Origin of the sequence: Kocuria palustris, assembly GCF_007666205.1 — a bacterium.
In the GTDB taxonomy this organism is placed as follows: Bacteria; Actinomycetota; Actinomycetes; order Actinomycetales; family Micrococcaceae; genus Kocuria; species Kocuria palustris_A.
The window spans coordinates 78,371-102,600 of the sequence record NZ_VDOR01000008.1; the positions used below are offsets into that span (position 1 = coordinate 78,371).

Annotated in this window: 20 protein-coding genes and 1 riboswitch; of the genes, 16 read left to right on the forward strand and 4 right to left on the reverse strand. The window is 73.7% G+C overall.

The genetic code is table 11. The annotated features are described in order from the left end of the window. The first annotated feature begins 92 nt into the window (after positions 1-92). The 4 genes from FSY66_RS08890 (at position 93) to FSY66_RS08905 (ending at position 6,412) form a co-directional block, all read left to right on the forward strand. Entirely contained in the window at positions 93-1,565 is a 1,473-nt protein-coding gene (locus FSY66_RS08890) for a 3-oxoacyl-ACP reductase (RefSeq protein WP_144793871.1), read from the forward strand. A gap of 2 nt (positions 1,566-1,567) precedes the next feature. Beyond that, a complete protein-coding gene (locus FSY66_RS08895) occupies positions 1,568-2,635 on the forward strand; it encodes a MaoC/PaaZ C-terminal domain-containing protein (protein ID WP_144793876.1) in 1,068 nt (355 codons plus the stop codon). Between the two features lie 160 nt (positions 2,636-2,795). Continuing rightward, positions 2,796-4,985, forward strand: coding sequence for an NAD-dependent DNA ligase LigA (gene ligA / locus FSY66_RS08900; RefSeq protein WP_144793973.1), 2,190 nt, complete (start codon positions 2,796-2,798; stop codon positions 4,983-4,985). Positions 4,986-5,554: 569 nt separating this feature from the next. Next, positions 5,555-6,412 (forward strand): LysM peptidoglycan-binding domain-containing protein, encoded by an 858-nt coding sequence (locus FSY66_RS08905; RefSeq protein ID WP_260853608.1) that lies wholly within the window; start codon positions 5,555-5,557, stop codon positions 6,410-6,412. Positions 6,413-6,547: 135 nt separating this feature from the next. On the opposite strand, the gene FSY66_RS08910 is transcribed toward FSY66_RS08905, so the two are convergent. Then, positions 6,548-7,294, reverse strand: coding sequence for a hypothetical protein (locus FSY66_RS08910; RefSeq protein ID WP_144793882.1), 747 nt, complete (start codon positions 7,292-7,294; stop codon positions 6,548-6,550). A 241-nt stretch (positions 7,295-7,535) separates the two neighbouring features. Between FSY66_RS08910 and gatC the strand changes: the two genes are divergently transcribed. The 5 genes from gatC (at position 7,536) to FSY66_RS13035 (ending at position 12,715) form a co-directional block, all read left to right on the forward strand. Beyond that, positions 7,536-7,832: an Asp-tRNA(Asn)/Glu-tRNA(Gln) amidotransferase subunit GatC gene (gatC, locus tag FSY66_RS08915; RefSeq protein WP_144793886.1), complete on the forward strand. Its 297-nt coding sequence runs from the start codon at positions 7,536-7,538 to the stop codon at positions 7,830-7,832. A 6-nt stretch (positions 7,833-7,838) separates the two neighbouring features. Further along, the gene (gene gatA / locus FSY66_RS08920; protein WP_144793891.1) at positions 7,839-9,443 is read left to right on the forward strand and encodes an Asp-tRNA(Asn)/Glu-tRNA(Gln) amidotransferase subunit GatA; all 1,605 of its coding nucleotides are present in this window, start codon (positions 7,839-7,841) and stop codon (positions 9,441-9,443) included. Next, positions 9,440-10,939: an Asp-tRNA(Asn)/Glu-tRNA(Gln) amidotransferase subunit GatB gene (gatB, locus tag FSY66_RS08925; protein WP_144793895.1), complete on the forward strand. Its 1,500-nt coding sequence runs from the start codon at positions 9,440-9,442 to the stop codon at positions 10,937-10,939. The genes gatA and gatB overlap by 4 nt, the downstream gene beginning before the upstream one ends. A gap of 113 nt (positions 10,940-11,052) precedes the next feature. After that, positions 11,053-11,847 carry a CPBP family intramembrane glutamic endopeptidase gene (locus FSY66_RS08930; RefSeq protein ID WP_144793898.1) on the forward strand — a complete coding sequence of 265 codons (795 nt, stop codon included), beginning with the start codon at positions 11,053-11,055 and terminating at the stop codon, positions 11,845-11,847. A gap of 49 nt (positions 11,848-11,896) precedes the next feature. Then, positions 11,897-12,715 (forward strand): CPBP family glutamic-type intramembrane protease, encoded by an 819-nt coding sequence (locus FSY66_RS13035; protein ID WP_144793902.1) that lies wholly within the window; start codon positions 11,897-11,899, stop codon positions 12,713-12,715. A gap of 6 nt (positions 12,716-12,721) precedes the next feature. Here the strand turns inward: FSY66_RS13035 and FSY66_RS08940 are convergent, their stop codons facing one another. Continuing rightward, the gene (locus tag FSY66_RS08940; protein ID WP_144793905.1) at positions 12,722-14,896 is read right to left on the reverse strand and encodes a S9 family peptidase; all 2,175 of its coding nucleotides are present in this window, start codon (positions 14,894-14,896) and stop codon (positions 12,722-12,724) included. Between the two features lie 102 nt (positions 14,897-14,998). Between FSY66_RS08940 and FSY66_RS08945 the strand changes: the two genes are divergently transcribed. The 4 genes from FSY66_RS08945 to FSY66_RS08960 all read left to right on the forward strand — a co-directional run bounded on the left by FSY66_RS08945 (position 14,999) and on the right by FSY66_RS08960 (position 19,329). Continuing rightward, on the forward strand, positions 14,999-15,775 hold the full coding sequence (locus FSY66_RS08945) for a CPBP family intramembrane glutamic endopeptidase (RefSeq protein WP_144793908.1): 777 nt from the start codon (positions 14,999-15,001) through the stop codon (positions 15,773-15,775). An 86-nt stretch (positions 15,776-15,861) separates the two neighbouring features. Beyond that, positions 15,862-15,976: riboswitch (SAM riboswitch) on the forward strand. 69 nt (positions 15,977-16,045) lie between these two features. After that, entirely contained in the window at positions 16,046-17,407 is a 1,362-nt protein-coding gene (locus FSY66_RS08950; RefSeq protein ID WP_144793911.1) for a bifunctional o-acetylhomoserine/o-acetylserine sulfhydrylase, read from the forward strand. Position 17,408: 1 nt separating this feature from the next. After that, positions 17,409-18,593: a homoserine O-acetyltransferase MetX gene (metX, locus tag FSY66_RS08955; RefSeq protein ID WP_396350893.1), complete on the forward strand. Its 1,185-nt coding sequence runs from the start codon at positions 17,409-17,411 to the stop codon at positions 18,591-18,593. A 100-nt stretch (positions 18,594-18,693) separates the two neighbouring features. Continuing rightward, complete coding sequence (locus FSY66_RS08960) at positions 18,694-19,329, forward strand: alpha/beta hydrolase (protein ID WP_144793914.1); 636 nt, start codon at positions 18,694-18,696, stop codon at positions 19,327-19,329. Between the two features lie 29 nt (positions 19,330-19,358). On the opposite strand, the gene FSY66_RS08965 is transcribed toward FSY66_RS08960, so the two are convergent. Beyond that, positions 19,359-19,592, reverse strand: a complete 234-nt coding sequence (locus tag FSY66_RS08965) for an RNA-binding S4 domain-containing protein (protein WP_144793917.1) — start codon at positions 19,590-19,592, stop codon at positions 19,359-19,361. Positions 19,593-19,680: 88 nt separating this feature from the next. On the opposite strand from FSY66_RS08965, the gene FSY66_RS08970 reads away from it, so the two are divergent. From FSY66_RS08970 to FSY66_RS08980, 3 genes are all read left to right on the forward strand, one after another. After that, positions 19,681-20,811, forward strand: a complete 1,131-nt coding sequence (locus tag FSY66_RS08970; protein ID WP_144793920.1) for a DMT family transporter — start codon at positions 19,681-19,683, stop codon at positions 20,809-20,811. A 197-nt stretch (positions 20,812-21,008) separates the two neighbouring features. Further along, a complete protein-coding gene (locus FSY66_RS08975) occupies positions 21,009-22,388 on the forward strand; it encodes a glycine--tRNA ligase (protein ID WP_144793923.1) in 1,380 nt (459 codons plus the stop codon). Positions 22,389-22,396: 8 nt separating this feature from the next. Next, on the forward strand, positions 22,397-23,395 hold the full coding sequence (locus tag FSY66_RS08980) for an N-acetyltransferase (RefSeq protein WP_144793926.1): 999 nt from the start codon (positions 22,397-22,399) through the stop codon (positions 23,393-23,395). Between the two features lie 108 nt (positions 23,396-23,503). Here FSY66_RS08980 and FSY66_RS08985 read toward each other — a convergent pair whose 3' ends face one another. Next, positions 23,504-24,079, reverse strand: a complete 576-nt coding sequence (locus tag FSY66_RS08985) for a hypothetical protein (protein ID WP_144793929.1) — start codon at positions 24,077-24,079, stop codon at positions 23,504-23,506. Between the last annotated feature and the right edge of the window lie 151 nt (positions 24,080-24,230).

Consider the following 24,230-nt stretch of genomic DNA (forward strand, 5'->3'; position numbering starts at 1 on the left):
GCCGGCGCAGCACCGCCTCGACGCCGATCCGCCTCGACGCCGCCGCGCCTCCGCACCGCACCGACTCACAGGACACCCCGAAAGGCCCTCTCATGCCCAGGACACCGCGCTGGACGCGCACCCTCGCCGATCTGCGCTCGTCGCAGGACGCCTACCTCGATGTCGTCTCCTCCGGCCCCGGACGATCGGTGGCCGGCGCGCTCGGGCTGCCCTCGCCCGTGGCCCTGACCCGCCACGAGCCCGGCACCCCGGAGCAGCCGCGCACCGTGCTGGTCCTCGGCACCGCAGCCGGAGCCGGCGACGCCGAGGCCCTGGCCGCCGCCCTCGCCGCGCGCGGGCACCGGGTCCACCGCGATCCCGAGGACGCGGACAAGGTCCAGGCCGTGCTCCTCGTGCTCACCGAGGTGGAGGGCCCGTCGGATCTCACGGCGCCGTCGCTCCAGCTCGGCGGCGTGCTGCGCCGGCTCGCGGCCGCCGGGCGCATCGTCGCGGTCTCGCGGCCCGCCGCCGGGGTGGCGGCGGGCTCGGCGGTCTCGGCGGCCCCCACGACCGGCGCGGCCGGGGAGGATCAGGCCGCGATCGATCCGGTGCGCCGCAACGCGGCCCGCCAGGGCGTCGTCGGCCTGGTGCGCTCGCTGGCGCAGGAGATGCGCGGCGGGTCGACCGCCAACGGCATCGTGGTCGCCGACGGCGTCGCCGCCGATGCCCCGTCGGTCCTGGGCGGCCTCGACTTCCTGCTCTCGGGCCGCAGCGCCTTCGTGTCGGGGCAGTTCCTGCCCGTCACCTCCGCCGCGGGACCGGAGTCGCTGTCCACGGCGCCGCTCGGGGAGCAGCCGCTCGAGGGCCGGGTCCTGGTGGTCACGGGCGCCGCCCGCGGCATCGGCGAGCGGATCGCGCGCCTGCTGCACGCCCAGGGCGCCGAGGTCGTCCCGATCGACGTCCCCGCCGCCGGCGACTCGCTCGCGGCCCTGGCGAACTCGATCGGCGCCGCGTCGCTGCCGCTGGACGTCACCGCCCCCGATGCCGGGCGGCGGATCCTGGAGCACTGCCGGGTCCGGCACGGGCGCATCGACGGCATCGTGCACAACGCGGGGATCACCCGCGACAAGATGCTGGCGAACATGGACGAGGCCCGCTTCGCCTCCGTGCAGGCCGTCAACATCGAGGCGCCGCTGCGGATCACCGAGCAGCTGCTCGAGGACCCGATGGCGCAGGGGCTGCGGGTCATCGGACTGGCCTCGACCTCGGGCATCGCGGGCAACCGGGGCCAGACCAACTACGCGGTCTCCAAGGCGGGCGTCGTCGGCATGGTCGCGGCCCTGGCCCCGGTGCTCGCACTCAAGGGCGGCACGGCCAATGCCGTGGCCCCGGGCTTCATCGAGACCGAGATGACGGCCCGGATCCCCATGGCGCGCCGCCAGGTGGCCCGCCGCCTGAACTCGCTGCAGCAGGGCGGCCTGCCGGTGGACGTGGCCGAGGCCATCTCCTTCCTGCTCTCCGACGCCGCGGCCGGGATCTCCGGGCAGACGCTGCGGGTGTGCGGCCAGAACCTGGTGGGGGCGTGATCATGAGCACCAGCCGCACCCGCACCGACGGCGGAGGGACCGAGCACGTGGTCCTGCCCTCCATGCCCGCGCTCGGACCGCTGTACGCCAAGGCCGCCGGGGGCAGCGTGCTCGGGGCCGGCACGCGGACCCTGCGCACTGCCTGGACGCGCGTGATCGGCGGGCTGCCGGTGCCCGCTCCCGGGCGGCGCCGGTCCGCGGGGCCGGCGAGCGGATCCGCTGCGCGGCGCCTCGAGCTGCCGGACGTCGAGGTCCTCGTGGACGACGTCCCGATCGAGGAGCAGGCCCACCGCGCGTTCTGCCGGGTGGTCGAGGCCCCGGTCCGGGCCCTGCCCGACGGATCGGTCGAGGCCTTCAGCGGGTTCCTGCACGCGGTCTCGTTCCCCGCGGCCATGGCGCTGCTGACCCGCGACGACTTCCCGCTGCCCCTGCTCGGCCTGGTGCACCTGTCGAACTCGGTGCGCCACGAGCAGCCGCTGCACGTCGGGGACCGCGTGCGCGTCGCGGTGCGCGCGCAGGACCTGCGGCCCCATCGCTCCGGAGCCCAGTTCGACGTCGTCGTGGAGCTGCGCGGACGCGAGGGCACCGAGCCCGCGTGGGTCGGGACCTCCACCTACCTGGCCCGCGGCGTCCGGCTGCCGGAGGAGGAGGAGGCGGCCGCGACGGGCGCCCGCCCCGACTTCGAGGCGCCGATGCCCACGGCCCGGTGGCAGCTCGGCGCCGACACGGGCCGGCGCTATGCCGGGGTCTCCGGGGACGTGAACCCCATCCACCTCAGCGCGGCCTCGGCCCGGGCCCTGGGCATGAAGGGCGCGATCGCCCACGGCATGTACACGGCCTCGCGCGCGCTGGCCATGCTCGATGCCCCGACGCCGCTGCAGTGGGACGTCGAGTTCGGCGCCCCCCTGGTGCTGCCGGCGACGCCGGCCGTGGCGGTGCAGCGCGACGGCCGCGGGCGGCGGCTGAGCCGCGGCCGGGTCGTCGTGTGGGATGCCCGGAAGGGCCGCCCGCACGCCGACCTCCGGCTCCGGCGTCCGCAGCAGGCGCAGGACGGGCGCGGCGCCGTCTGAGCCGGGGTCAGCCCCTCCCCGCCGAGCGGGACACTGCACCCCTCCGACGGCGCGATGCGCCGTCGGAGGGGTGCGCCACAATGTCCGGGTGAGCCAGCAGAGGAAGACCGCAGCAGTTCCCGGCCGCGACGCCGAGCAGCCCGTCGACGACGCCGTGCAGATGCCGGCCGAGCAGATCCCCGCCGACGCCCTGCGGGAGGAGTACGCGGAGCTGGTCGAGCGCGTGCGCCAGGCCCGGATCGAGTACTACCAGCAGGACGCGCCCACGATCTCGGACGCGGACTACGACCGCGACTACCGCCGGCTCGAGGAGATCGAGTCGCTGCACCCCGAGCTGCAGGCCAACGACTCTCCCACCCAGGAGGTCGGCGGCGAGGCCTCGGCGGCCTTCGCGCCCGTTCGGCACCTCGAGCGCATGTACTCCCTCGAGGACGTCTTCTCGATCGACGAGCTGCGGACCTGGCTCGAGCGGGCCGAGGCCCAGGTCGCGGCCCTCCACGGGGCCCCTGCGCCGCGCTGGCTCACCGAGGTCAAGATCGACGGACTGGCGATCAACCTGCTGTACCGCGACGGCCGGCTCGTTCGCGCGGCCACCCGCGGCGACGGCGCCATCGGCGAGGACGTCACGCACAACGTCGCCACGATCGCCACCATCCCCGAGCAGCTGGAGGGCGACGGGATCCCGAGGGAGATCGAGATCCGCGGCGAGATCTTCATCTCCACCGACGACTTCCGGACGGTCAACGCCCAGCGCGTCGAGGAGGGGAAGGCGCCGTTCGCCAACCCGCGCAATGCGGCGGCCGGCTCGCTGCGGCAGAAGGACCCCGCCGAGACGGCCAAGCGCCCGCTGTCCATGCACGTGCACGGCATCGGCGCGGCCGACGGCCTGGAGCTCGGCCGCCAGTCGGAGGCCTACGACCTCATGGCGGGCTGGGGGCTCCCGGTGAGCCCCTACTCCCGCGTCCTGGACAGCATCGATCAGGTCGTCGCGTACATCGACGAGTACGGCGACAAGCGCCATTCCCTGGCCCACGGCATCGACGGCATCGTGGTCAAGGTCGACGACCGCGCCACCCAGCGGCAGCTCGGCCACACGTCCCGCACGCCCCGCTGGGCGGTGGCCTACAAGTACCCGCCCGAGGAGGTCCACACCAGACTGCTCGACATCCGGGTGGGCGTGGGCCGCACGGGGCGGGTGACCCCGTACGGCGTCATGGAGCCGGCGCAGGTCGCCGGCTCCACCGTGGAGATGGCCACCCTGCACAACCAGGACGTCGTGCGGGCCAAGGGCGTGCTGATCGGGGACACGGTCGTGCTGCGCAAGGCCGGCGACGTCATCCCCGAGATCGTCGGGCCGGTGGTCGCCCTGCGCGACGGCACCGAACGCGAGTTCGTCATGCCCGAGCACTGCCCGTCCTGCGGCACCGAGCTGCGCCCGGCCAAGGAGGGCGACGTCGACATCCGCTGCCCCAATGCGCGCTCCTGCCCGGATCAGCTCAAGGAGCGCGTCTTCCACGCGGCCGGCCGCGGGGCCTTCGACATCGAGGCGCTGGGGGAGGAGGCCGCCGTCGCGCTGACCCGACCGGCGGAGCCGGCCGAGCCGCCGCTGACCTCCGAGGCGCAGCTCTTCGACCTCACGGCCGGGATGCTCAAGGACGTGCGGATCGAGCGGCAGAAGCGCGGCGCGGGGGCCCGGCCCGGGGAGACCGAGCTGGTCCCGTACTTCTGGACCAAGGGCAGCGCCAAGCACCCGTCCCAGCCCAGCGCCAACACCGTCAAGCTCTTCGACGAGCTCGCCAAGGCCACCTCCCAGCCGCTGTGGCGCGTGCTCGTGGCCCTGTCGATCCGCCACGTCGGGCCCACGGCGGCTCGGTCCCTGGCCACGGCCTTCGGCTCGATGGACCGCATCCGGGGCGCGAGCGAGGAGGAGCTGGCCGCGACCGACGGGGTCGGACCCGTGATCGCCCGCGAGGTCATCGACTGGTTCCAGGTGGACTGGCACCGGGAGATCGTGGAGTCCTGGGCCGCCGCCGGAGTGCGCATGGAGGACGAGGCCGACGACTCCGTGCCCAAGGTGCTCGACGGACTGACCATCGTGGTGACCGGGACGCTCGAGCAGCACTCCCGCGACTCCGCCAAGGAGGCGATCCTCGCCCGCGGCGGCAAGGCCTCGGGCTCCGTGTCGCGGAAGACCGACTTCCTGGTGGCCGGGGCCTCCGCCGGGTCCAAGCTCGACAAGGCCGAGTCGCTGGGCGTGACCGTGCTCGACGAAGCCGGCTTCCTGCGCCTGCTGGCCGAGGGCCCCGAGCCGTTCCGCCAGGATGATCCCGGCCACGGCTCCGAGGGCTGAGCGCCCCGGATCGGGGGCGCCGCGGCGGAACATCGTCGGCCGCTGATCCGCGGCCCCCGGTCGACAGCGCGGTCCGACCTGGGCGGTTGCTCGCGCGGCGCGACGGTGCCACTGTGGGCGGCCGGTCCTGCTGTCCCCAGAACGGCGGGTCGTGACCTGATCGTGATCTTCCTGTTATGCTGTCGTTACTCTGCGCGCCGGACCGGCTGCCCCGGATCGGACGGCAGGGTGCGGACGGCCGTGAGGATCGACCGCAGCGGAAGAGGCGCGGCGATGTCTGGTCGCCGAGACGCCAAACTTCCAGATTGGCATAGATCACAGCACAGGGGGCTTGTCAGCCCGAATCGTTACGGTACTGTGATCTCCGAACTTCCCCCGAGAGAGACTCGCACGGGTCTCGATCCAGCGCCTCGGCTCGCATGCCGGGCGCCACACGAAATCCAGGATGCAGTCAGCCGTCATCGCTGTCGAGGGCTGCATCCGACACCGACCATCATGGAACGGAAAGACAGCGACGCTATGACGCCGGGGACGGCACGAGCGTAGACGGCACCGTCGTGGAGCCTGTCGTGAAGAAGAACCTCAAGAACACCATCGTCGCCGGCACCGCCACCGTCTTCGGCGGCGTCGCCCTCCTCGGTGCGGCCGCCCCCGCGCAGGCCAGCCCGTGGGACGCCCTCGCCGAGTGCGAGTCCGGCGGCAACTGGAGCACCAACACCGGCAACGGCTTCTCCGGCGGCCTCCAGTTCACTCCGCAGACCTGGGCCGGCTTCGGCGGCACGGGCTCCCCGGAGAACGCCTCCAAGGAGCAGCAGATCGCCGTCGCCGAGCGCGTCCAGGCCGAGCAGGGCTGGGGCGCCTGGCCCCACTGCTCCGCCAAGCTGGGCCTGTCCGGCACCCCGGCCGCCTCCGGCTACTCCGCCGAGGCCCCGGCTCAGGCCGAGACCGAGGTCTCCACCCAGTCGGTCGAGGCCCCGGCTCCCGAGCAGGCCCCGGCCGAGCAGCCCGCCGCCCCGGCTCCGGCCCCCGAGGCCCCCGCCGCCGAGCAGGCCCCGGCTGCTCCGGTCGCCGAGCAGGCTCCGGTCGCCGAGACCCCGGCTGCCCCGGTCGCCGAGCAGGCCCCGGTTCAGCAGGCCCCCGTCGCCGAGGCTCCGGCCGCTCCGGTCGCCGAGCAGGCTCCGGTCCAGCAGGCCCCGGCCGCCCCGGCTGCCGAGCAGGCCCCGGCCGTCGAGTACACCGCCCCGGCCGCTCCGGTCGCCCCGCAGGCTGCCGTCGCCGGTACCTACACCGTCGTCTCGGGCGACACCCTGGGCACCATCGCGACCGCCCACGGCACCGACTGGGAGACCCTGTACGCGGCCAACGCCGACGTCGTGGCCGACCCGAACCTGATCTTCGTCGGCCAGGTGCTGGACATCCCCGCCTGATCCGATCCGGATCCCCTGCGCGAGAGCGCAGCCGCGATCAGCTGATCGCATCTGATCGACGAGAGCCCCCGCAGCGTCCGCGCTGCGGGGGCTCTGTCATGCCGTCGCGCCCGGGCCGCCGGCGCGAGGGCCGACTCAGCCCTCGGCGTCGGTGGCGGCCGGGCGCTCGGCCTCGTCGCCGGCCGCCGATCCGGGCCGGTGCTCGGATCGGGCCTCGGACCCGGTCTCGGGCCGGGGCCCCGCGTCGCTGTCCCCGGAGCCGGGGCGAGGGCGGCGCAGCAGGGACGCCGCGCGCTGCTCCACGGTCGGATCGTCGAGCTCGGTGGTCCTGGCGCCGCCGCGTCCGCCGACCCGGTAGGACTGCACCAGGGTGATGCTCACGCCGTCGCGGTGCTCGATCTCGATCACCAGCGCCGGGGCGCCGGAGCGATCGGGCAGCGTGGCCGGCAGCGCCAGGGCGGCGCCGAGCAGCTCCGGGGCCTTCCGCTGCGCCAGGGCGCGCAGAGCGGCCTCCGGGTCATCGGCGTGGTGCAGCTCCGTGAGCTCGGCCGCGTCGTCGGGCTCGAGCTCGTCGACGGTCTCGGCCGCCTCGGAGGGCTCCACGCTGTCGAGCTCGAACTCCCCGTCGCGCCGGGCCGTGATCAGGAACGCCGGGAACCCGCCGAACTGCTCGAGCTGCTGCAGCGCGATCGTCTGCACGTGGGCGGCCATCTGGTCGACGGTGTCGGCGGTCGCCTCCGAGATGCCCTGGCGCCACGCATTGGCCGCATCCTGCGATGGGGTGCGCGGCCCGGCCGACGGGCGAGCGCCGCCGCGCGCGGCCGCCTTCGCACGACGGGCCGCGCCGCGGTCCTTCTTGGGCTTGGCGTCCTTCTTGGCCATGCGGTCCTCCTGCTGCCCCTGAGGGGCTCGTGGGTGCGGGGCTCGGCGCGGCGTGCGCCGTCGCAGTCCAGGGTAGGCGGCGCGGGGGACCGGTCGGGCCGCCGCCGGTGTCGGGAGCTGTCGCTAGGATGGGGCGAGCCGGCCGCGTCGTCGAGCAAACCGCCGGCCTGCGCGCCGCGCGGGCCGCTCCGCGGGCCGCCCCCGAACCACGAGCACGGAACCACGAGCACAAGGAGCGTGCATGTCCGCGATCAGTCGCGATGAGGTCGCCCATCTGGCGCGACTCGCGCATATCGAGATGACGGAGGACGAGCTGCAGGCGATGGCCGGCGAGCTCGGCCAGATCGTGCAGTCGGTCGCCTCCGTCAGCGAGGTCGCCGGTGACGACGTCCCCGCGACCAGCCACCCGCTGCCGCTGCGCAACGTCCTGCGCGAGGACGTGGTCGGCGAGACCCTGAGCGCGCAGGAGGCCCTCTCCGGCGCCCCCGATGCGGAGGACGGGCTGTTCAAGGTCCCGGCGATCCTGGACGAGGACTGAGGCGATATGAGCGAGAACATCATCGAACTGCCCGCCGCCGAGCTGGCCCAGCGGCTGCGCGCCGGCGAGATCACCTCCGTGCAGGCCGTGCAGGCCCATCTGGATCGCATCGAGGCCACCGACGGCCGCGCCGTCGACGACCAGGACCGCTCGGCCGGCAAGACCGGTCTCAACGCGTTCCTGCACGTCAATGCCCAGGAGGCCCTCGAGGTCGCCGAGCAGGTGGACCGGGACCGGGCGGCCGGCCAGGAGCTGCCGGAGCTGGCCGGCGTGCCGATCGCGGTCAAGGACCTGATCGTCACCAAGGGCCAGCCCACCACCGCCGCCTCGCGCATGCTCGAGGGATGGATGAGCCCCTACGACGGCACCGTGACGCAGCGGCTGCGCGCGGCCCGCATGCCGATCCTGGGCAAGACCAACCTGGACGAGTTCGCCATGGGCTCCACCACGGAGCACTCCGCGTTCGGCGTGACCCGCAACCCGTGGGATCCCACCCGCATCCCGGGCGGCTCCGGCGGCGGCTCGGCCGCGGCCGTCACCGCGCACCAGGCGCCGCTGGCGCTGGGCACGGACACCGGCGGCTCGATCCGCCAGCCCGCGGCCGTCACCGGCTCGGTCGGCGTCAAGCCCACCTACGGCTCCGTCTCGCGCTACGGCGTCATCGCCATGGCGTCGTCGCTCGACCAGGTGGGGCCGTGCTCGCGCACCGTCCTGGACGCCGCGCTGCTGCACGAGGTCGTGGGCGGCCACGATCCCGAGGACTCCACGTCGCTCACCGACCCGGCCGCCGGCTTCGCCGAGGCCGCTCGGGAGGGCGCCGCCGAGGGCGGGCTCAAGGGCCTGCGGGTGGGCGTGCTCAGGGAGCTGACCGGCGAGGGCTTCCAGGCCGGGGTCGAGCAGCGCTTCCGCGAGGCCGTCGAGGCCCTCGAGCAGGCCGGCGCGACCGTCGTCGAGATCGACACCCCGAACTTCCGGTACGCGCTGGGGGCCTACTACCTGATCATGTCCTCGGAGGTCTCCTCCAACCTGGCCAAGTACGACGGCGTCCGCTTCGGGCACCGCGTGCTGCCCCGGGACGGACGCGTGACGATCGAGCGCGTCATGTCCGCCACCCGCGCGGCCAACTTCGGCGACGAGGTCAAGCGCCGCACCATCCTGGGCACCTACGCCCTGTCGGCCGGCTACTACGACGCCTACTACGGCTCGGCCCAGAAGGTCCGCACGCTCGTGCAGCGCGATCTCGACGCGGCCTTCGAGCAGGTCGACGTCCTGGTCTCGCCCACGGCGCCGACGACCGCCTTCCCCCTCGGCTCCGTGGACGAGCAGGCGGACCCCATGCAGATGTACCTCAACGACGTCGCCACGATCCCGACCAACCTGGCGGGCATCCCGGCCATCTCGATCCCCGCGGGGCTCTCGCCGGAGGACAGGCTCCCGGTCGGCCTCCAGTTCATGGCCCCGGCCCGGCAGGACGTGCGCCTGTACCGCGCGGCCGCCGGCCTGGAGGCGCTGCTCGAGCAGACGAACGGCGGGCCGATCCGGAAGGACCTGCCGGACGTCGTCGACGCCCTGGAGAAGCTGTCGGAGACCACCGAGGGAGGCGCCAAATGAGCGATCCGATCCTGTCGTTCGAGGAGGCCATGCAGGACTTCGACCCCGTGCTCGGGTTCGAGGTCCACGTGGAGCTCAACACCGAGACCAAGATGTTCGACTGGGCGCCGAACACGTTCGGCGACGAGCCGAACACCAACACGACGCCCGTGTCGCTGGGTCTGCCCGGCGTGCTGCCCGTGGTCAACGGCAGGGCCGTCGAGTACGCGATCAAGCTCGGGCTCGCCCTGGGCTGCCGGATCGCCCCTGTCTCGCACTTCTCGCGGAAGAACTACTTCTACCCGGACACGCCCAAGAACTTCCAGACCTCGCAGTACGACGAGCCCATCGCCTTCGACGGCGAGCTCACCGTGGAGCTGGAGGACGGCACGCCGTTCACCATCGAGATCGAGCGCGCCCACATGGAGGAGGACGCCGGCAAGCTGACCCACATGGGCGGCGCGGGGCGCATCCAGGGCGCCGAGTTCTCCCTGGTCGACTACAACCGTGCCGGCGTGCCCCTGGTCGAGATCGTGACCCGGCCGATCGTCGGGGCGGGGGACCGGGCGCCCGAGCTGGGCCGGGCCTACGTCAAGGCGATCCGCGAGATCGTCAAGGACCTCGGCATCTCCGACGCCCGCATGGAGCGCGGCAACGTCCGCTGCGATGCGAACGTCTCGCTCATGCCCAAGGGCTCGACCGAGTTCGGCACCCGATCCGAGACCAAGAACGTGAACTCGATGCGCTCCGTCGAGCGGGCCGTGCGCTACGAGATCCAGCGCCACGCCGCCGTGCTCAAGGCGGGGGAGAGGGTCGTCCAGGAGACCCGCCACTGGCACGAGGACACGCGCTCGACCACGTCGGGCCGTCCCAAGTCGGATGCCGACGACTACCGCTACTTCCCGGAGCCGGACCTGGTCCCGGTATGCCCGGACCCCGCCTGGGTCGAGCAGCTGCGCGCCGCCCTGCCCGAGCCCCCGGCGCAGCGCCGCGCGCGGCTGCAGAAGGAGTGGGGCTACTCCGACGAGGAGTTCCGCGACGTCGTCAACGCGGGCGTGACGGACGAGATCGCCGCGACGATCGAGGCCGGCGCCTCCAAGGCCGCCGCCCGCAAGTGGTGGATGGGCGAGATCGCCCGCCTGGCCAACAATTCCGGCGTCGAGATCGCGGACCTGGGCATCACCGCTCAGCACGTGGCCGAGATCGAGACGCTGATCGGCGAGAGGACGATCAACGACAAGATCGCCAAGCAGGTCCTGGGCCACGTGGCCGAGGGCGAGGGCTCGCCGGCCGAGATCGTCGAGCAGCGCGGCCTGGCGGTCGTCTCGGACGAAGGGGTCCTGGTCTCCGCGATCGACGACGCCATGGCCCAGATGCCCGATGTCGTGGAGAAGGTCCGGGGCGGCAAGGTCCAGGCCGTGGGCGCCCTGATCGGCCCGGTCATGAAGGCCACCAAGGGCCAGGCGGATGCCGGTCGGGTCCGCGAGCTGATCCTGGAGAAGCTCGGGGTCTCCTGACGGGCCCCCGATCGCATCGCCCCGCCTCACGGGGCGGCCTCGCGCCCGGACGCCGTGCGTCCGGGCGCGCGGCCGTGGCCGGCCGGGCGCGGCAGGGGAGCAGGATCAGGCGGGTGCGCACGACCGCGGCCGTGGTGGGGATGCTGGTCGCCCTTCCGATGCTGTGCCTCGGCCTGGCCGTCTCCGGAGGGCCGTGGGCGGCGCCGATCGCGGTGCTGCCCCTGGCGGCGCTGCTGCTGTGGTTCCTCGGCGCCCGCGGCGGTCTGCGCGAGCTGGGCTTCCCGCCCCCCGGCGGCCGCTCCCGGGCGCAGCGGCCGGCGGCCGGTCTGCTCGCGCTGCTGTGCGCGGCGGCGCTCAGCGGCGGGTCGGCGGTGGTCTTCCTGGCCGCCGGAGCCACCGTCCCGCTGGGTGTCTGGCTGCCGCGCGCCGGGGTGTTCGCCGCGCTGGGTGCGGTGGTCCTGGGCGTGCTGGCCGCGGCCCTTCCGGAGGAGCTGGTCTACCGGGGCGTGCTCGTGCGGCTCACGCTGCCGCTGTGGCCCGCTGCGCTCGTGATCGGGCTCAGCGGGCTGCTGTTCTGCGCCGCGCACCTGCCGAACCTGCTGATGGGCAGCGGCTCCTGGACCTGGCTGGGGCTGCGCTGCGCCGAGCTGCTGGTCCTGGGGAGCGTCCTGGCCTGGGCCGCCGTGCGCACCGGGGCGCTGTGGATCCCGCTGGGATGGCATGCCGGATCGAATCTGGCCGGCGTCTTCGTGGAGCTCGTGTGGGTGCCCCAGGTCGCTGCCCTGTGGCCGGTCGCGGCGGTGTCGATCGCCGGGTCGCTGCTCGTGGTCCCGCTCGTGCTGCTCCTGGAGCGGCACCCGGGAGCTGCCGGGCCGGCGGCTGCGGAGGCGGAGCCGCCCGCGGGCTGAGAGGATCGGCAGCGCACACCGACGCGAGACCCGAGGAGCCGGCAGCAGCATGGTCACCATCTGGAGATACCGCGGAGATCACCGCGCCCTGTGGGCGGTGATCGCCGCGATCATCGCCTCCTACGTGCTGTCCCTGCGCCTGGCGCGATGGGATGCGCCATGGGAATGGGTCCTCGTCGCACTGCCGATCGCCGTGCTGCTGATCTGGTTCCTCCTGGCCCGGGCGCCCGGGCGAGCGCTGGGCTTCCCGGAGCGCTCGCAGCGGCAGTCCGCGGCGCAGGGCCCGCTCGGCGGCCTCGCGGCGCTCGTCCTCGGCGGTGCGCTCGCCGCGATCGCGGCCGCCGTGCTCGCGGGGGCGGATGCCGTGGAGTCGTCGGGCCCAGCCGGGGCGGCGGCCTCCGGATCGGCCGCCGGCGCCGCCGCCGCGGGACCGGCGGTCATCGCGGCCCTGTGGGCGGGCGCGCAGGAGGTCGTCCACCGGGGCGCGCTGCTGCGTCTGGCCCAGGCGCGATGGGGCACGGCGACGGTCATCGGTGTCTCGGGCGGGCTCTCGGCGTTCGGGAGCCTTCCGCTGCTGCTGACCACCGACGGCACCTGGGGCTGGCTGGGCGCCCGGGTGGCCGGCCTGCTGGTCATGGGCCTCGTGCTGGCCTGGGCCGCCGTTCGCACGGGCGCGCTGTGGATGCCGCTGGGGTGGCATGTCGGAGCCGGCGCGGCGGCCGCGGCCGCGCTGCCGTCCTGGCCGGCCCAGGCCATCGAGGCTTGGACCGCCGCCGGCGTGGTCAGCGCGGGGCACCTGCTGCTGATCCCCGTCGTGCTGCTCCTGGAGCGCGCGGGCACGCGTCCGGCTCGGGGCCGTGCGGACTGATCCGGCTCAGGCCAGTCCCAGGCGCTCCAGGACCCAGGCGTCCTCCCACGCGTTGTCCCGCCACTGCTGATAGCGGCCCGAGGCGCCGCCGTGGCCGCCGGCCATCTCGATGCGCAGGAGGAGCTGCTCGGCCCGCTCCGGATTCGCGTGGCGCAGGGCCGCGATCCACTTGGCGGGCTCGACGCAGAGCACCCTGGTGTCGTGCAGCGAGGTCACGGCCAGGATCGGCGGGTAGTCGCGGGCGGCGACGTTCTCGTAGGGGGAGTAGGCCTTCATGGTCCGGTAGACGTCGGCGGACTCGAGGGGGTTGCCCCACTCCTCCCACTCGAGAGCGGTCAGCGGCAGCTCGGGCATGAGGATCGAGGTCAGCGGGTCCACGAACGGCACTGCCGCCACGGCCGCGCAGTAGAGCTCCGGGGCGAGGTTCAGCACGGCCCCCACGAGCAGCCCGCCCGCGGAGCCGCCCATCAGGGCCACCCGATCCCGGTCGATGTCCTCCCGAGCGCCCAGGTGCCGGGTCGCCGCCACGACGTCGGTGAAGGTCCGCTGCTTGACGGCCTTCTTGCCCCCCTCGTACCACCGGCGGCCGAGCTCGCCGCCGCCGCGCACGTGCGCGATCGCCCAGACCGCGCCGCGGTCCAGCAGGGAGATCCGCGAGTAGGAGAACGAGGGATCCATGCTGATCTCGTACGACCCGTAGGCGCAGACGATCGCAGGAGCAGGCTCGGCGGAGTCGGCGCGGCGGATGAGGGTCAGCGGGATGCGCGTGCCGTCCTGGGCCTCGGCCCAGTCGCGCTGCACGGTGTAGGCCGACGGGTCGTAGCCGCCCTGCACCGGCTGGCGGCGCCGCAGCACGGGCTCGGGCAGCTCGCGGGCCGGGGAGTCCAGCACGAGGTCGAAGACGCGCCGGGGAATGACGAAGGACTCGGCCGTGAAGCGCAGCACGGGGGAGTCGGGCTCCGCATGCGTCAGGGACACGGCGGTCAGCTCGCCCGGGACGTCCAGGACCGCCGGCTCCGGCTGCCTGGCCGTGCCCAGCCCGGCCAGCGGCAGCACGCGCAGACCGGGCAGCGTGTCCTCGCGGACCTCGACCACCAGGTGGTGCTCGGTGGCCGCGAAGCCCAGCACGCGCAGGCCCTCGCGCGGAGCCACGACGTCCACGGCCTGCAGGGCGTCCATGGCCCCGCCGATGCGCTCCAGCTCGACGAGGCTCAGGCGGGCGTCGGGTGCCTGGTGGTCGTGCTGCAGGAGGACGACGTCGCGGCCGTCGATCCGCAGGGGCTCGGCCGCGGCGAGCACTCTCTCCGAGCGCGGGACCACGATCCGCGGCGGCTCGTCGGCCGGGGCGTCGGCGGGCAGGATCGCGATCTCGGAGTACTCGGAGCACGCGGCCTCGATCACGATCCAGCGGCGGTCCGAGGACAGCTCGGCACCGAGCCACAGACCGGGGTCGTCCTCCTGCGCGACGATGCGGTCCTGGGACAGCGGGGTGCCCAGGACGTGCCGGCGCAGGCGCCACGGCCGCCAGGCGTCGTCGACCTCGGTGTAGTAGACGGCGCGGCCGTCGGGGGAGAGGAAGGCGCCGTACGACGTGCCGGGGATCTCGTCGTCGAGCGTGCGCCCGCTCGCGAGGTCGTGGACGCGCACCGTGAAGCGCTCGTCTCCCGTGGTGTCCTCGGCCCAGGCCATCCGGGTGCCGTCGTGCGTGACGTCGAAGGCGCCCAGGGACCAGAAGCCGTGGGGCCGGGCGCGGGCATTGCCGTCCAGCAGGGTCTGCTCGCCGGGCAGCCGCTCGCCCGCCGCGACCTGCGGCGGCTCCCAGTCCCGCGATCCCGAGCCGGGAGCATCGGCCGGGACGCGGCACTGCTCGGCATGCTCCCCGCCCTCGACCGTGCGGGAGAAGTACCACCAGTCCCCGCGGCGCCACGGGACGGACAGATCCGTCTCCTGCACGCGGGACCTGACCTCCTGGAAGAGCGTCTCGCGCAGCCCGGAGAGGCGGGCGGTCGAGGACTCCGCGAAGGCGGTCTCGGCCTCCAGGTGCGCGAGGACCTCCGGGGACTGCGTGTCCCGCAGCCACTCGTACGGGTCCTCGAAGCGATCGCCGTGGAACTCGCGCACGTGCTGCCGACGAGGTGCGACGGGCGGGGCGGTCGAGGGCTCGCGGTGCTGTGGGCTCATGCCCGCCATCGTAGGAATCCCCGCCGACAGCACAGCCGCGTCCTGCGCCCTGGCCGCCGGCCCGGCCCCGGTGCCGGCAGCCGCTGCCCCACAATGGAGGCCATGACCGATCGCGACGACGCCGAGACGACCGCACCGTCCTTCGGGGCGCGGCGCGCGGACCTGTGGCTGCAGATCGCGCTGGTGCTCGGGGTCTCCCTGGGAGCCAGCGCGCTGTGGTCGATCCTCGACCTCGCCGAGACGCTGGCGGTCAGCTCGATCGCCGAGTCGAGCGCGAGCATGAACGCGCCGCAGGCCGGCACACCGGTCTTCGACGCCCTGCGCCGCGTCCTGGGCATCGTCCTGGCACTGGCCCCGCCGCTGCTGGCCCTGTACCTGCTGGCCGGCTCCGCGGGGCAGCTGCCGGCCGTCGCGCGGCGGATCGGGCTCGACCTGCGCATGCCGCTGGCGGACCTGGGCCTGGGCGCGCTGCTGTTCGCCGTGATGGGCCTGGGAACCCTCGGGCTCTACCAGGCGGGGCGGGAGCTCGGGATCACGGCGGAGCTCGTGACCAATGCCGGCGGCACGTCGTGGTGGGAGGTCGTGCTGCTGCTGGCCTCGGCGGTGCGGCACTCGCTCGTCGAGGAGATCATCGTGGTCGTGTTCCTGGCCGACCGCCTGCTGCGGGTGGGCTGGAGCTGGCCGGCCGTGCTGCTCGGCTCCGCGCTGCTGCGGGGCAGCTATCACCTGTACCAGGGCGTGGGCCCCGCGCTGGGCAACGTGGTCATGGGCCTGGTCTTCCTGTGGATCTACCGGCGCACCGGGCGCGTGATGCCCCTGATCGTCGCCCACTTCCTGCTCGACGCGGTCGGCTTCCTGGCGGGCCCGCTGCTGTTCTGAGGCGGCGCGGCCCCGACGGCCCCCGGGCGGGACATCGCCGCGGACGGGTTTGCACCGGAGCCGCCGTCGTCCGAGAATGGGCACCAGGTCACGAGAGCCAGCGACAAGCCCCAGCTAGCTGGCCGGCAACCCTCCTTCCGCGGTGGGGTGCCCTGGGTGAGGACCGGGCCGGCCGCGCACGCGGCACGGCAAGCGCGGGTCACGGCACCCGGTCCGACGGGTGCGTCGGACCTCGGTCCGCGGCCCCGGAAGACCCAAGGAGTCGCCGAGATGTCCGCACAGCAGCCCACCCCCTCCGCCCCGCAGGGCTGGAGCTTCGAGACGCGCCAGATCCACGCCGGCCAGGAGCCCGATCCGGTCACCGGAGCCCGGGCTCTGCCGATCCAGCAGACCACGTCCTACGTGTTCCCGGATGCCGAGACCGCGGCCGGGCGCTTCGCCCTCAGCCAGGTCGGCCCGATCTACACGCGGCTGACGAATCCCACGGCCGAGGTCGTCGAGAACCGCATCGCCTCGCTCGAGGGCGGCACTGCGGCGGTCATGGTCGCCTCCGGGCAGGCCGCCACGACCTACGCGGTCCTCAACGTGGCGGGAGCGGGTGACCACATCGTGGCCAGCCCGTCGCTGTACGGCGGGACGTTCAACCTCTTCAAGCACTCGCTGTCCCGGCTCGGGATCGAGACCACGTTCGTGGCCGATCCCGACGACCCCCGGGCCTGGCGCGATGCCGTCCGGCCGAACACCAAGGCCTTCTACGCCGAGACCATCCCGAACCCGCGCGGCGACGTCCTGGACGTCGAGACGGTCGCGCAGATCGCCCATGACGCCGAGGTCCCGCTGATCGTGGACAACACGGTCGCGACCCCGTACCTCCTGCGCCCCATCGAGCACGGGGCCGACGTCGTGGTCCACTCGGCCACCAAGTTCCTGGGCGGTCACGGCACGTCGATCGGCGGCTTCGTCGTGGACTCCGGGCGCTTCGACTACACCCGCTGCCCCGAGCGCTTCCCCGGCTTCGTCGAGCCCGACGAGTCGTACCACGGCGTGGTGTTCGGCGAGGTCTTCGGCGAGAACGGGCCGTTCGGCGCCAACGTCGCCTTCGCCTTCAAGATCCGCACCCAGCTGCTGCGCGACCTGGGAGCATCCATCTCCCCGTTCAACGCGTTCCTGATCGAGCAGGGCATCGAGACCCTCTCGCTGCGCATGGAGCGCCACGTCGAGAACGCCCGGAAGGTCGCGACCTGGCTCGAGGGCCACGAGGGCGTCGAATCCGTGACCTACGCGGGCCTCGAGTCGTCACCGTGGCACGAGCGCGCGCAGAAGTACGTCCCGAAGGGCGCGGGCTCGATCCTGGGCTTCGTGCTCGCGGGCGGCTCCGGGGCCGGCCAGGCCTTCGTCGACGCCCTGAGCCTGCACTCGAACGTCGCGAACATCGGCGACGTGCGCTCGCTCGTCATCCACCCCGCCTCCACGACGCACGCGCAGCTCTCTCCGGAGGAGCAGCTCGCCGCCGGGGCGGGCCCGGGCTTCGTGCGCCTGTCCGTGGGGCTCGAGCACATCGACGACATCCTGGCCGATCTCGAGCTCGGCTTCGCCGCCGTCGGCGCTCGCGCCGCGGGCGGAGCGGCCTGACGTGACGATCGCCGAGGGCCTCGCACCGCGCTCGCAGCAGCCCTTCCGGACCGAGGGGCTGCTGCAGCGCGCGCGGATCGGGGACGTCGAGCTGGAGTCCGGTGCGGTGCTGCCCGACGTCGAGCTGGCCTACGAGACCTGGGGGACGCTCGACGACGACGCCTCGAACGCGGTGCTGGTCCCGCACGCGCTGACCGGCGACACCCATGTCACGCGCGGCCGCGTGGCCGACGACGCGACCTCCTTCGACCGCGTCTCGGCCGAGGCGCCGGGCTGGTGGGACGGGCTGGTCGGGCCGGGGAGGGCGATCGACACCGATCGGTTCTTCGTCGTCTCGATCAACATGCTCGGGGGCTGCTACGGCTCCACGGGCCCGTCGTCGATCATCCCGGAGGGGCGCGACGGGGCCGGTCTGCCGTGGGGCTCGGCCTTCCCCTCCGTGACGATCCGCGACTCCGTGCGCGCCGAGGCCCGCCTGGCCGAGCAGCTCGGCATCGGATCGTGGCGCCTGGTCATCGGCGGGTCCATGGGCGGGGCGCGGGCGCTCGAATGGGCGGCGACGCTCCCCGAGGCCGTCCGCGCGTGCGCCGTGATCGCCGCGACCGCGGTGGCCTCGGCGGAGCAGCTGGCCTGGGGCCAGGCGCAGGACATCGCGATCCGCACCGACCCCGACTTCCGCGGCGGGGACTACTACGACGGCGTCATCCCCTCCGCCGGGCTCGGGCTCGCCCGGCGGATCGCCCACACGACCTACCGCGCGGCTCCCGATCTCAACGCGCGCTTCGGCCACGCCGCCCAGCCGGGCGAGGACCCGGGCCCGGCGGCGCCGGGACGACGACGCGGCCGCTACGCGATCGAGAGCTACCTGGACCACCAGGCCGCCAAGCTCGTCGGCCGCTTCGATGCCAACTCGTATCTGGTGCTCAACGAGGCGCTCATGGGCCACGACGTCGGGCGCGGCCGCGGGGGAGTGCACGAGGCCCTGGCCGCGGCGACCTGCCGGTGGCTCGTGGCCTCGGTCGACTCGGACCGGCTGTACCTGCCGGAGGAGTCCGAGCAGCTCGCGCGGCTGCTGCCCGGCGAGGTCCCGCACCGCTCCATCGTCTCGCCTGCGGGCCACGACGGCTTCCTGATCGAGCACGAGCAGATCGGCCGGCTGGTGCGCGAGACCCTGCTGCGCGACTGAGCCGCGGCCCTGCCCCGCCTCTGCACGGACGGGTCGTCACGACGGCCGATGCCCTCGAGGAGGGACATCGGCGCCCCGAGCCGATGCCATGATGGGGGCCATGAGCGAGAACCCCGTCGTGATCTGGAACCGCGATCCCGCCGAGTCCCCGGAGGCGCCCCTGCTGGTGCTCTTCCACGGCTTCGGCTCGAACGAGCAGGACCTCATGGGCCTGGTCCCGCAGCTGCCGCAGGACTTCGTGGTGGCCTCCGTGCGCGCGCCTCTGCCGCAGCCCCCCGGCTACTCCTGGTACCCGCTCTACGACGACGAGGCCTTCTCGAGCGATCTCATCCGCCGGGCGGTCGAGCCGCTCGTGGACTGGCTGCGCGAGCAGGCCAGGGGACGCGCGTCGACGACCCTGCTGGGCTTCTCCCAGGGGATGTCGATCGCGACCTCGCTCGTGCGCGCGCTGCCCGGCGAGGTCGACGCCGTGATCGGGCTGTCCGGCTTCACGGTGCCCGAGCCGCTGGAGCTCTTCCGCGACGACGAGCTCGAGCGCAAGCCCTTCCGCCTGTTCTGGGGCCGTGATCCGCAGGACCCGATCGTCAATGCGCAGTTCGTGGACATGACGGCGCAGTGGCTGCTCGACCACGCCGACGTCACCAAGGTGCATTACCAGGGCATCGGCCACAGCGTCTCGCCGCAGGAGATCGGCCACGTCAGCGAGTACCTCACCCGATACGTCCTCGGCCGCTGACGGCGGCTCGCCGTCCGCCGCCCGCCCGCTCAGCCCTGCGTGCGGATCACCAGCGACGCGCCGTCGAAGGCGATGACGTCGCCGTCGTGGAGCTGGCGGCCGCGCCGGGTCTCGACCTCGTCGTTGACCTGCACCGCGCCGTCCTCCACGACGGCGCGGGCCATGGCGCCGTCCTCCACGAGGCTGCCGAGCTTGAGGGCCTGGCCCAGGCGGATCATCTCGTCGCGGATGGGGAGCTCTTCGGGGGTGCTGTCCGTCGTCATGCCCCCATTGTCCCGCACGGCCCCGCACGTCCCCGGTCATCGCCGCGGTGCCGGCGCGCGGGCGGCCCGGCGGGGATAGCCTGATCCGGTGCCCTCTTCACGCCCTTCCCAGCCCCAGCCCGGCTCCCGGCCCCGGCCCGACTCCGCGGCAGCGGACGCGCAGGACCCGCGCCGCGATGACCTCGCATCCGCCCCGGCGCAGGAGGAGGTCGTCGTGACCCGGGCCCCGCAGGAGACCCACAGCCCCGCGGTGGTGCTGATCGCCCAGATCGCGGCGGTGCTCGCCGGCGGTGCGATGGCCGTCCAGTCCCGGGTCAACGGCGAGCTCGGCGCGCGCACCGGCGATGCCGTGGCCGCCGGGCTCACGGGCTTCAGCGTGGGGTTCGTGCTGGTCGCCCTGGGGAGCCTCCTCACCCCGGCGGGGCGCCGCGGGCTCGTCACCGCCGCCCGCTCGTTCCGGCTGGGGCGGCTGCCCTGGATCTTCCTGCTCTCCGGTGTCTTCGGGGCCTTCCTGGTGGTCGTGCAGACCGTCGCGACACCGCTGGTGGGGGTCTCCGTCTTCATCCTGGGCATGGTCGTGGGGCAGTCGGTCGGCGGTCTCGGCGTCGACCGCGCGGGCATCGGCCCCGGCGGCGTGAAGCCGCTGACCGGCTGGCGGATCGTCGGCACCGCGATCATCGTGGCGGCCGTCGTGATCGCGCAGCTGCCGCATTTCGGCGCCGAGGACGGCGGGCAGACCCGCAGCACGACCGCCCTGCTGGCGCTCGTCCTGCTGCCGGTGCTGGCCGGTCTCGGCTCGGCGCTGCAGACCGCCTTCAACGGCCGGATCGGCGCCGAGGCCGGCACGCCCATCACGCCCACCTTCATCAACTTCGCCGCCGGCGTGCTGACGCTGATCGTCGCGACGGCGATCCACCGCGCGGTCGCCGATCTGCCCCCGTGGCACTTCCCGCCGCAGTGGTGGCTCTACCTCGGCGGCCTGTGCGGCGTGCTGTTCGTGGCCGCAGGGGCGGTGCTCTCGCGGATCATCGGCATCCTGCGCACGAGCCTGTCCCTGACCGCCGGGATGCTCACCGGAGCCCTGCTGCTGGACCTGCTCGTGCCGACCTCCGGAGCGGTCGTCGCCCCGCTGACCGTGCTCGGCACCGCGCTGACCTTCGTGGGGCTCGTCGTCGTCTCGCTGCCGTGGAAGCGGCCCGGTCGCAGCAGCCGCTCCTGAGCCCTCTCGGAATCGGCCCCGCTCGCGCCACCGGAAGCGGAGGAGGCGGCGCTCGCTCGTCATCACCGGCGTTGGCTACGCTGGCCCGTGGCGCCCGCGGGCGCCCCCACGATCTCGAGCTCCGCGCTGCCCGCGCGGAGCAGGACCCTCGCCAGGCCGCAGCCAGCGGTCGCGGCAGATACCGGAGTGTGCATCACATGGCCCCCAAGTCCACGCTGGACAACGTCATCTCGCTGTGCAAGCGACGCGGATTCGTGTTCCAGGCGGGTGAGATCTACGGCGGCTCGCGCTCGGCCTGGGACTACGGACCCCTCGGCGCGGAGCTCAAGGAGAACATCAAGCGCGAGTGGTGGCAGAGCTTCGTGCGCGGACGCCGGGACATGGTGGGTCTGGACTCCTCGATCATCCTGCCCTCGGCCGTGTGGGAGGCCTCGGGCCACGTCGCCACCTTCACCGACCCGCTCGTGGAGTGCACCTCGTGCCACACCCGCCACCGCCAGGATCACCTCGAGGAGGCCTTCGAGGACAAGAAGGGCCGCGCGCCCGAGTCCATGGCCGAGGTCAGCTGCCCCCACTGCGGCACCAAGGGCCAGTGGACGGATCCGCAGCAGTTCTCCGGGCTCATGAAGACCTACCTGGGCCCCGTGGACGACGAGAAGGGCAAGCACTACCTGCGCCCCGAGACCGCCCAGGGCATCTTCGTGAACTTCCTCAACGTGGTCACCGCCGCCCGCCAGCGCCCGCCGTTCGGCATCGGCCAGATCGGCAAGGCCTTCCGCAACGAGATCACGCCCGGCAACTTCATCTTCCGCACGCGCGAGTTCGAGCAGATGGAGATCGAGTACTTCGTCCACCCGGACCAGGCCCGGGAGTCCTTCGAGACCTGGGTCGACGACTGCGAGCGCTGGTTCACCGACCTGGGCGTGAACCCGGAGAACCTGCGCCGCTTCGACGTCCCGGACGATGAGCGCGCCCACTACTCCGATGCCACGATCGACCTCGAGTACCGCTTCGGCTTCCAGGGCTCCGAGTGGGGCGAGCTCATGGGCGTGGCCAATCGCACGGACTTCGACCTGTCCAACCACACCGAGTCCTCGGGCACCAAGATGCAGTACTTCGACCAGGCCACGGGGGAGCGCTACACCCCGTACGTGATCGAGCCGTCCTTCGGGCTGACCCGCTCCATGATGGCCTTCCTGGCCGACTCCTACCGCGAGGACGAGGCGCCCAACACCAAGGGCGGCACCGACGTGCGCACCGTGCTCGGGCTGGATCCGCGCCTGGCCCCGGTCAAGGCCGCGGTGCTGCCGCTGTCCAAGAAGGACGACCTCCGGCCCGTGGCCGAGGACCTGGCCGCCGAGCTGCGCCGGCGCTGGAACATCGACTACGACGACGCCGGGGCCATCGGCCGCCGCTACCGCCGCCAGGACGAGATCGGCACGCCGTACTGCGTGACCGTGGACTTCGACACCCTCGAGGACCAGGCCGTGACCATCCGCGAGCGCGACGAGATGACCCAGGAGCGCGTCTCCCTGGACCGGGTCACCTCCTACCTCGCCGAGAAGCTGGGCTGCTGAGCGCGCGCATGGCTGTCGAACTGCGCTCCTGGAAGGACGGCGACGACCTCGCCCTGCTCGAGGTCCTGCCCGCCGCCGAGGCCGATCCCGTCGTCGCGCTGCGGGCCCTGCTGGGCTCGGATGCCGACGAGCCCGCGTGGTCGCGCACCGTCGTGGCCGTCGACGACGGCGTCGTGATCGGCGCCGGCGCGGTGCAGCTGCACCCCATGCACCCCGAGCGGCTGTGGGCGTTCGTCGAGGTGGCCACGGCCGATCGCGGCGAGGGCGTCGGCCGGCTGCTCGAGCGGCGGCTGCGCGAGATCGCCGACGAGGCGTTCCCGGGCAGGCCGCTGCGGACCAAGGCCGCGCCGGGGACCACCGGGGCCGGCTATGCCGAGCATGCGGGCATGGTCCCGGTCATGACCCATCGCCACGTGGTGATCGCTCCGGGGGCGCTGCCTCCGCAGCCGATCGGCGAGGGCGACTCCGCGACCGAGGCGATCGAGGACCTGGCCACCGGATCGGTCGAGCTCACCCGAGCGGTGGGGGAGTTCTACGCCCGCGCCAATGCCTGGGACCGCCCCGCGGAGCTGTCCGTCGGGCAGGTCAACCGGCAGTTCCTGTCGGAGACGTCCCAGGCCTACGGGGCGATCGTCCTGCGCCGCGGGGTGGATCGCGGGGCGGGCCGGCGCGGCACGATCGGCGCCTTCGCCGTGAGCTACCGCTCTCTCGAGCTCGACCAGGAGCGCGCGGAGGCCGATCCCGAGCGGCTGGCCGAGCTCGACGACCTGCCGACGGACGTCCTGGTGGGCTGGGACCCGCGCCTGCCCGACGAGGAGGCGGCGGTCGCCGTCGCCAAGCTCATGGGACTGCTCGTGGCCCGCTACCCGGTGCGCGTCGAGGTCACCGATGCCATGCGGCCGCTGGCCATCGTGTGCGCCCAGCTCGTGGCCGACGGCGTCGCCAAGGTGATCGACGAGGCCGTGACCTACGCCGATCCGGAGGACCGGGAGACGGCTCCGCGCTGAGCCGCCGCGGTGCGCCGGCCCGCCGGCTCGGCACCGGGCCCCTGCCTCTGCTCCGGCTCGGCCGCCCGCACCGGCACCCCCGGTGCGGGCGGTCAGCGCCGTGCTGCCTCAGAGGGCCGGGGCGACGACCTCGCGGGGATCGATGCCGTAGTCGTGCATGACCTCCCGGCGGGTCTGCTCGTCGAGGTGCTCGAGACGCGAGCGCATGCGCAGCCCGTCCACGAGCCACCACAGGATCAGCACGAGCAGGCAGGCCGAGCCGGTGATCACGGCGCCGATCGTGGTGCCCCACAGCCACTGGTCGCGCAGCCCGACGGGAGGAGCGGCCAGCACCGCGACGGCCACCGACACGGCGCCGCCCAGCCAGATCACGAGCTTGACGGCCAGGGACCCGAAGCTGCGCAGATACGCATCCAGGGCGGGGAACCACAGCAGCGTCATGGCCGCGCCCGTCCACAGCGTCCAGGCGACGGACTCCTTCCTGCGCCGGGAGCCGTAGGCCCAGGCGGCGGGCAGCGCGTCGGCCGCGCCGTGCGTCGGCGCCGCCTGCACCTGCCAGGTCAGCTCCCCGCCGGGGTCGTCGCTGTGCTCGTCCCCGCGCTCGGCGGGGGGAGGCGACTGCTCGTCCTCCATGAGGTCGTCCCGGATCGGGTGCAGGGACGCGGTGACGGACCGGTCGGCCATGGGTCCTCCATCGGAAGTGCTCGGGTGATCGGCGCCCGCGCCGCCGACGACCTGCTGAGCAGGCACGACGGCCGCGGAGGTGCACCGATTCTAGGCCCGGGACCTGAGACGGATGTGATGGACCGGGCGGCTCCGATCCGGACTCGCAGAA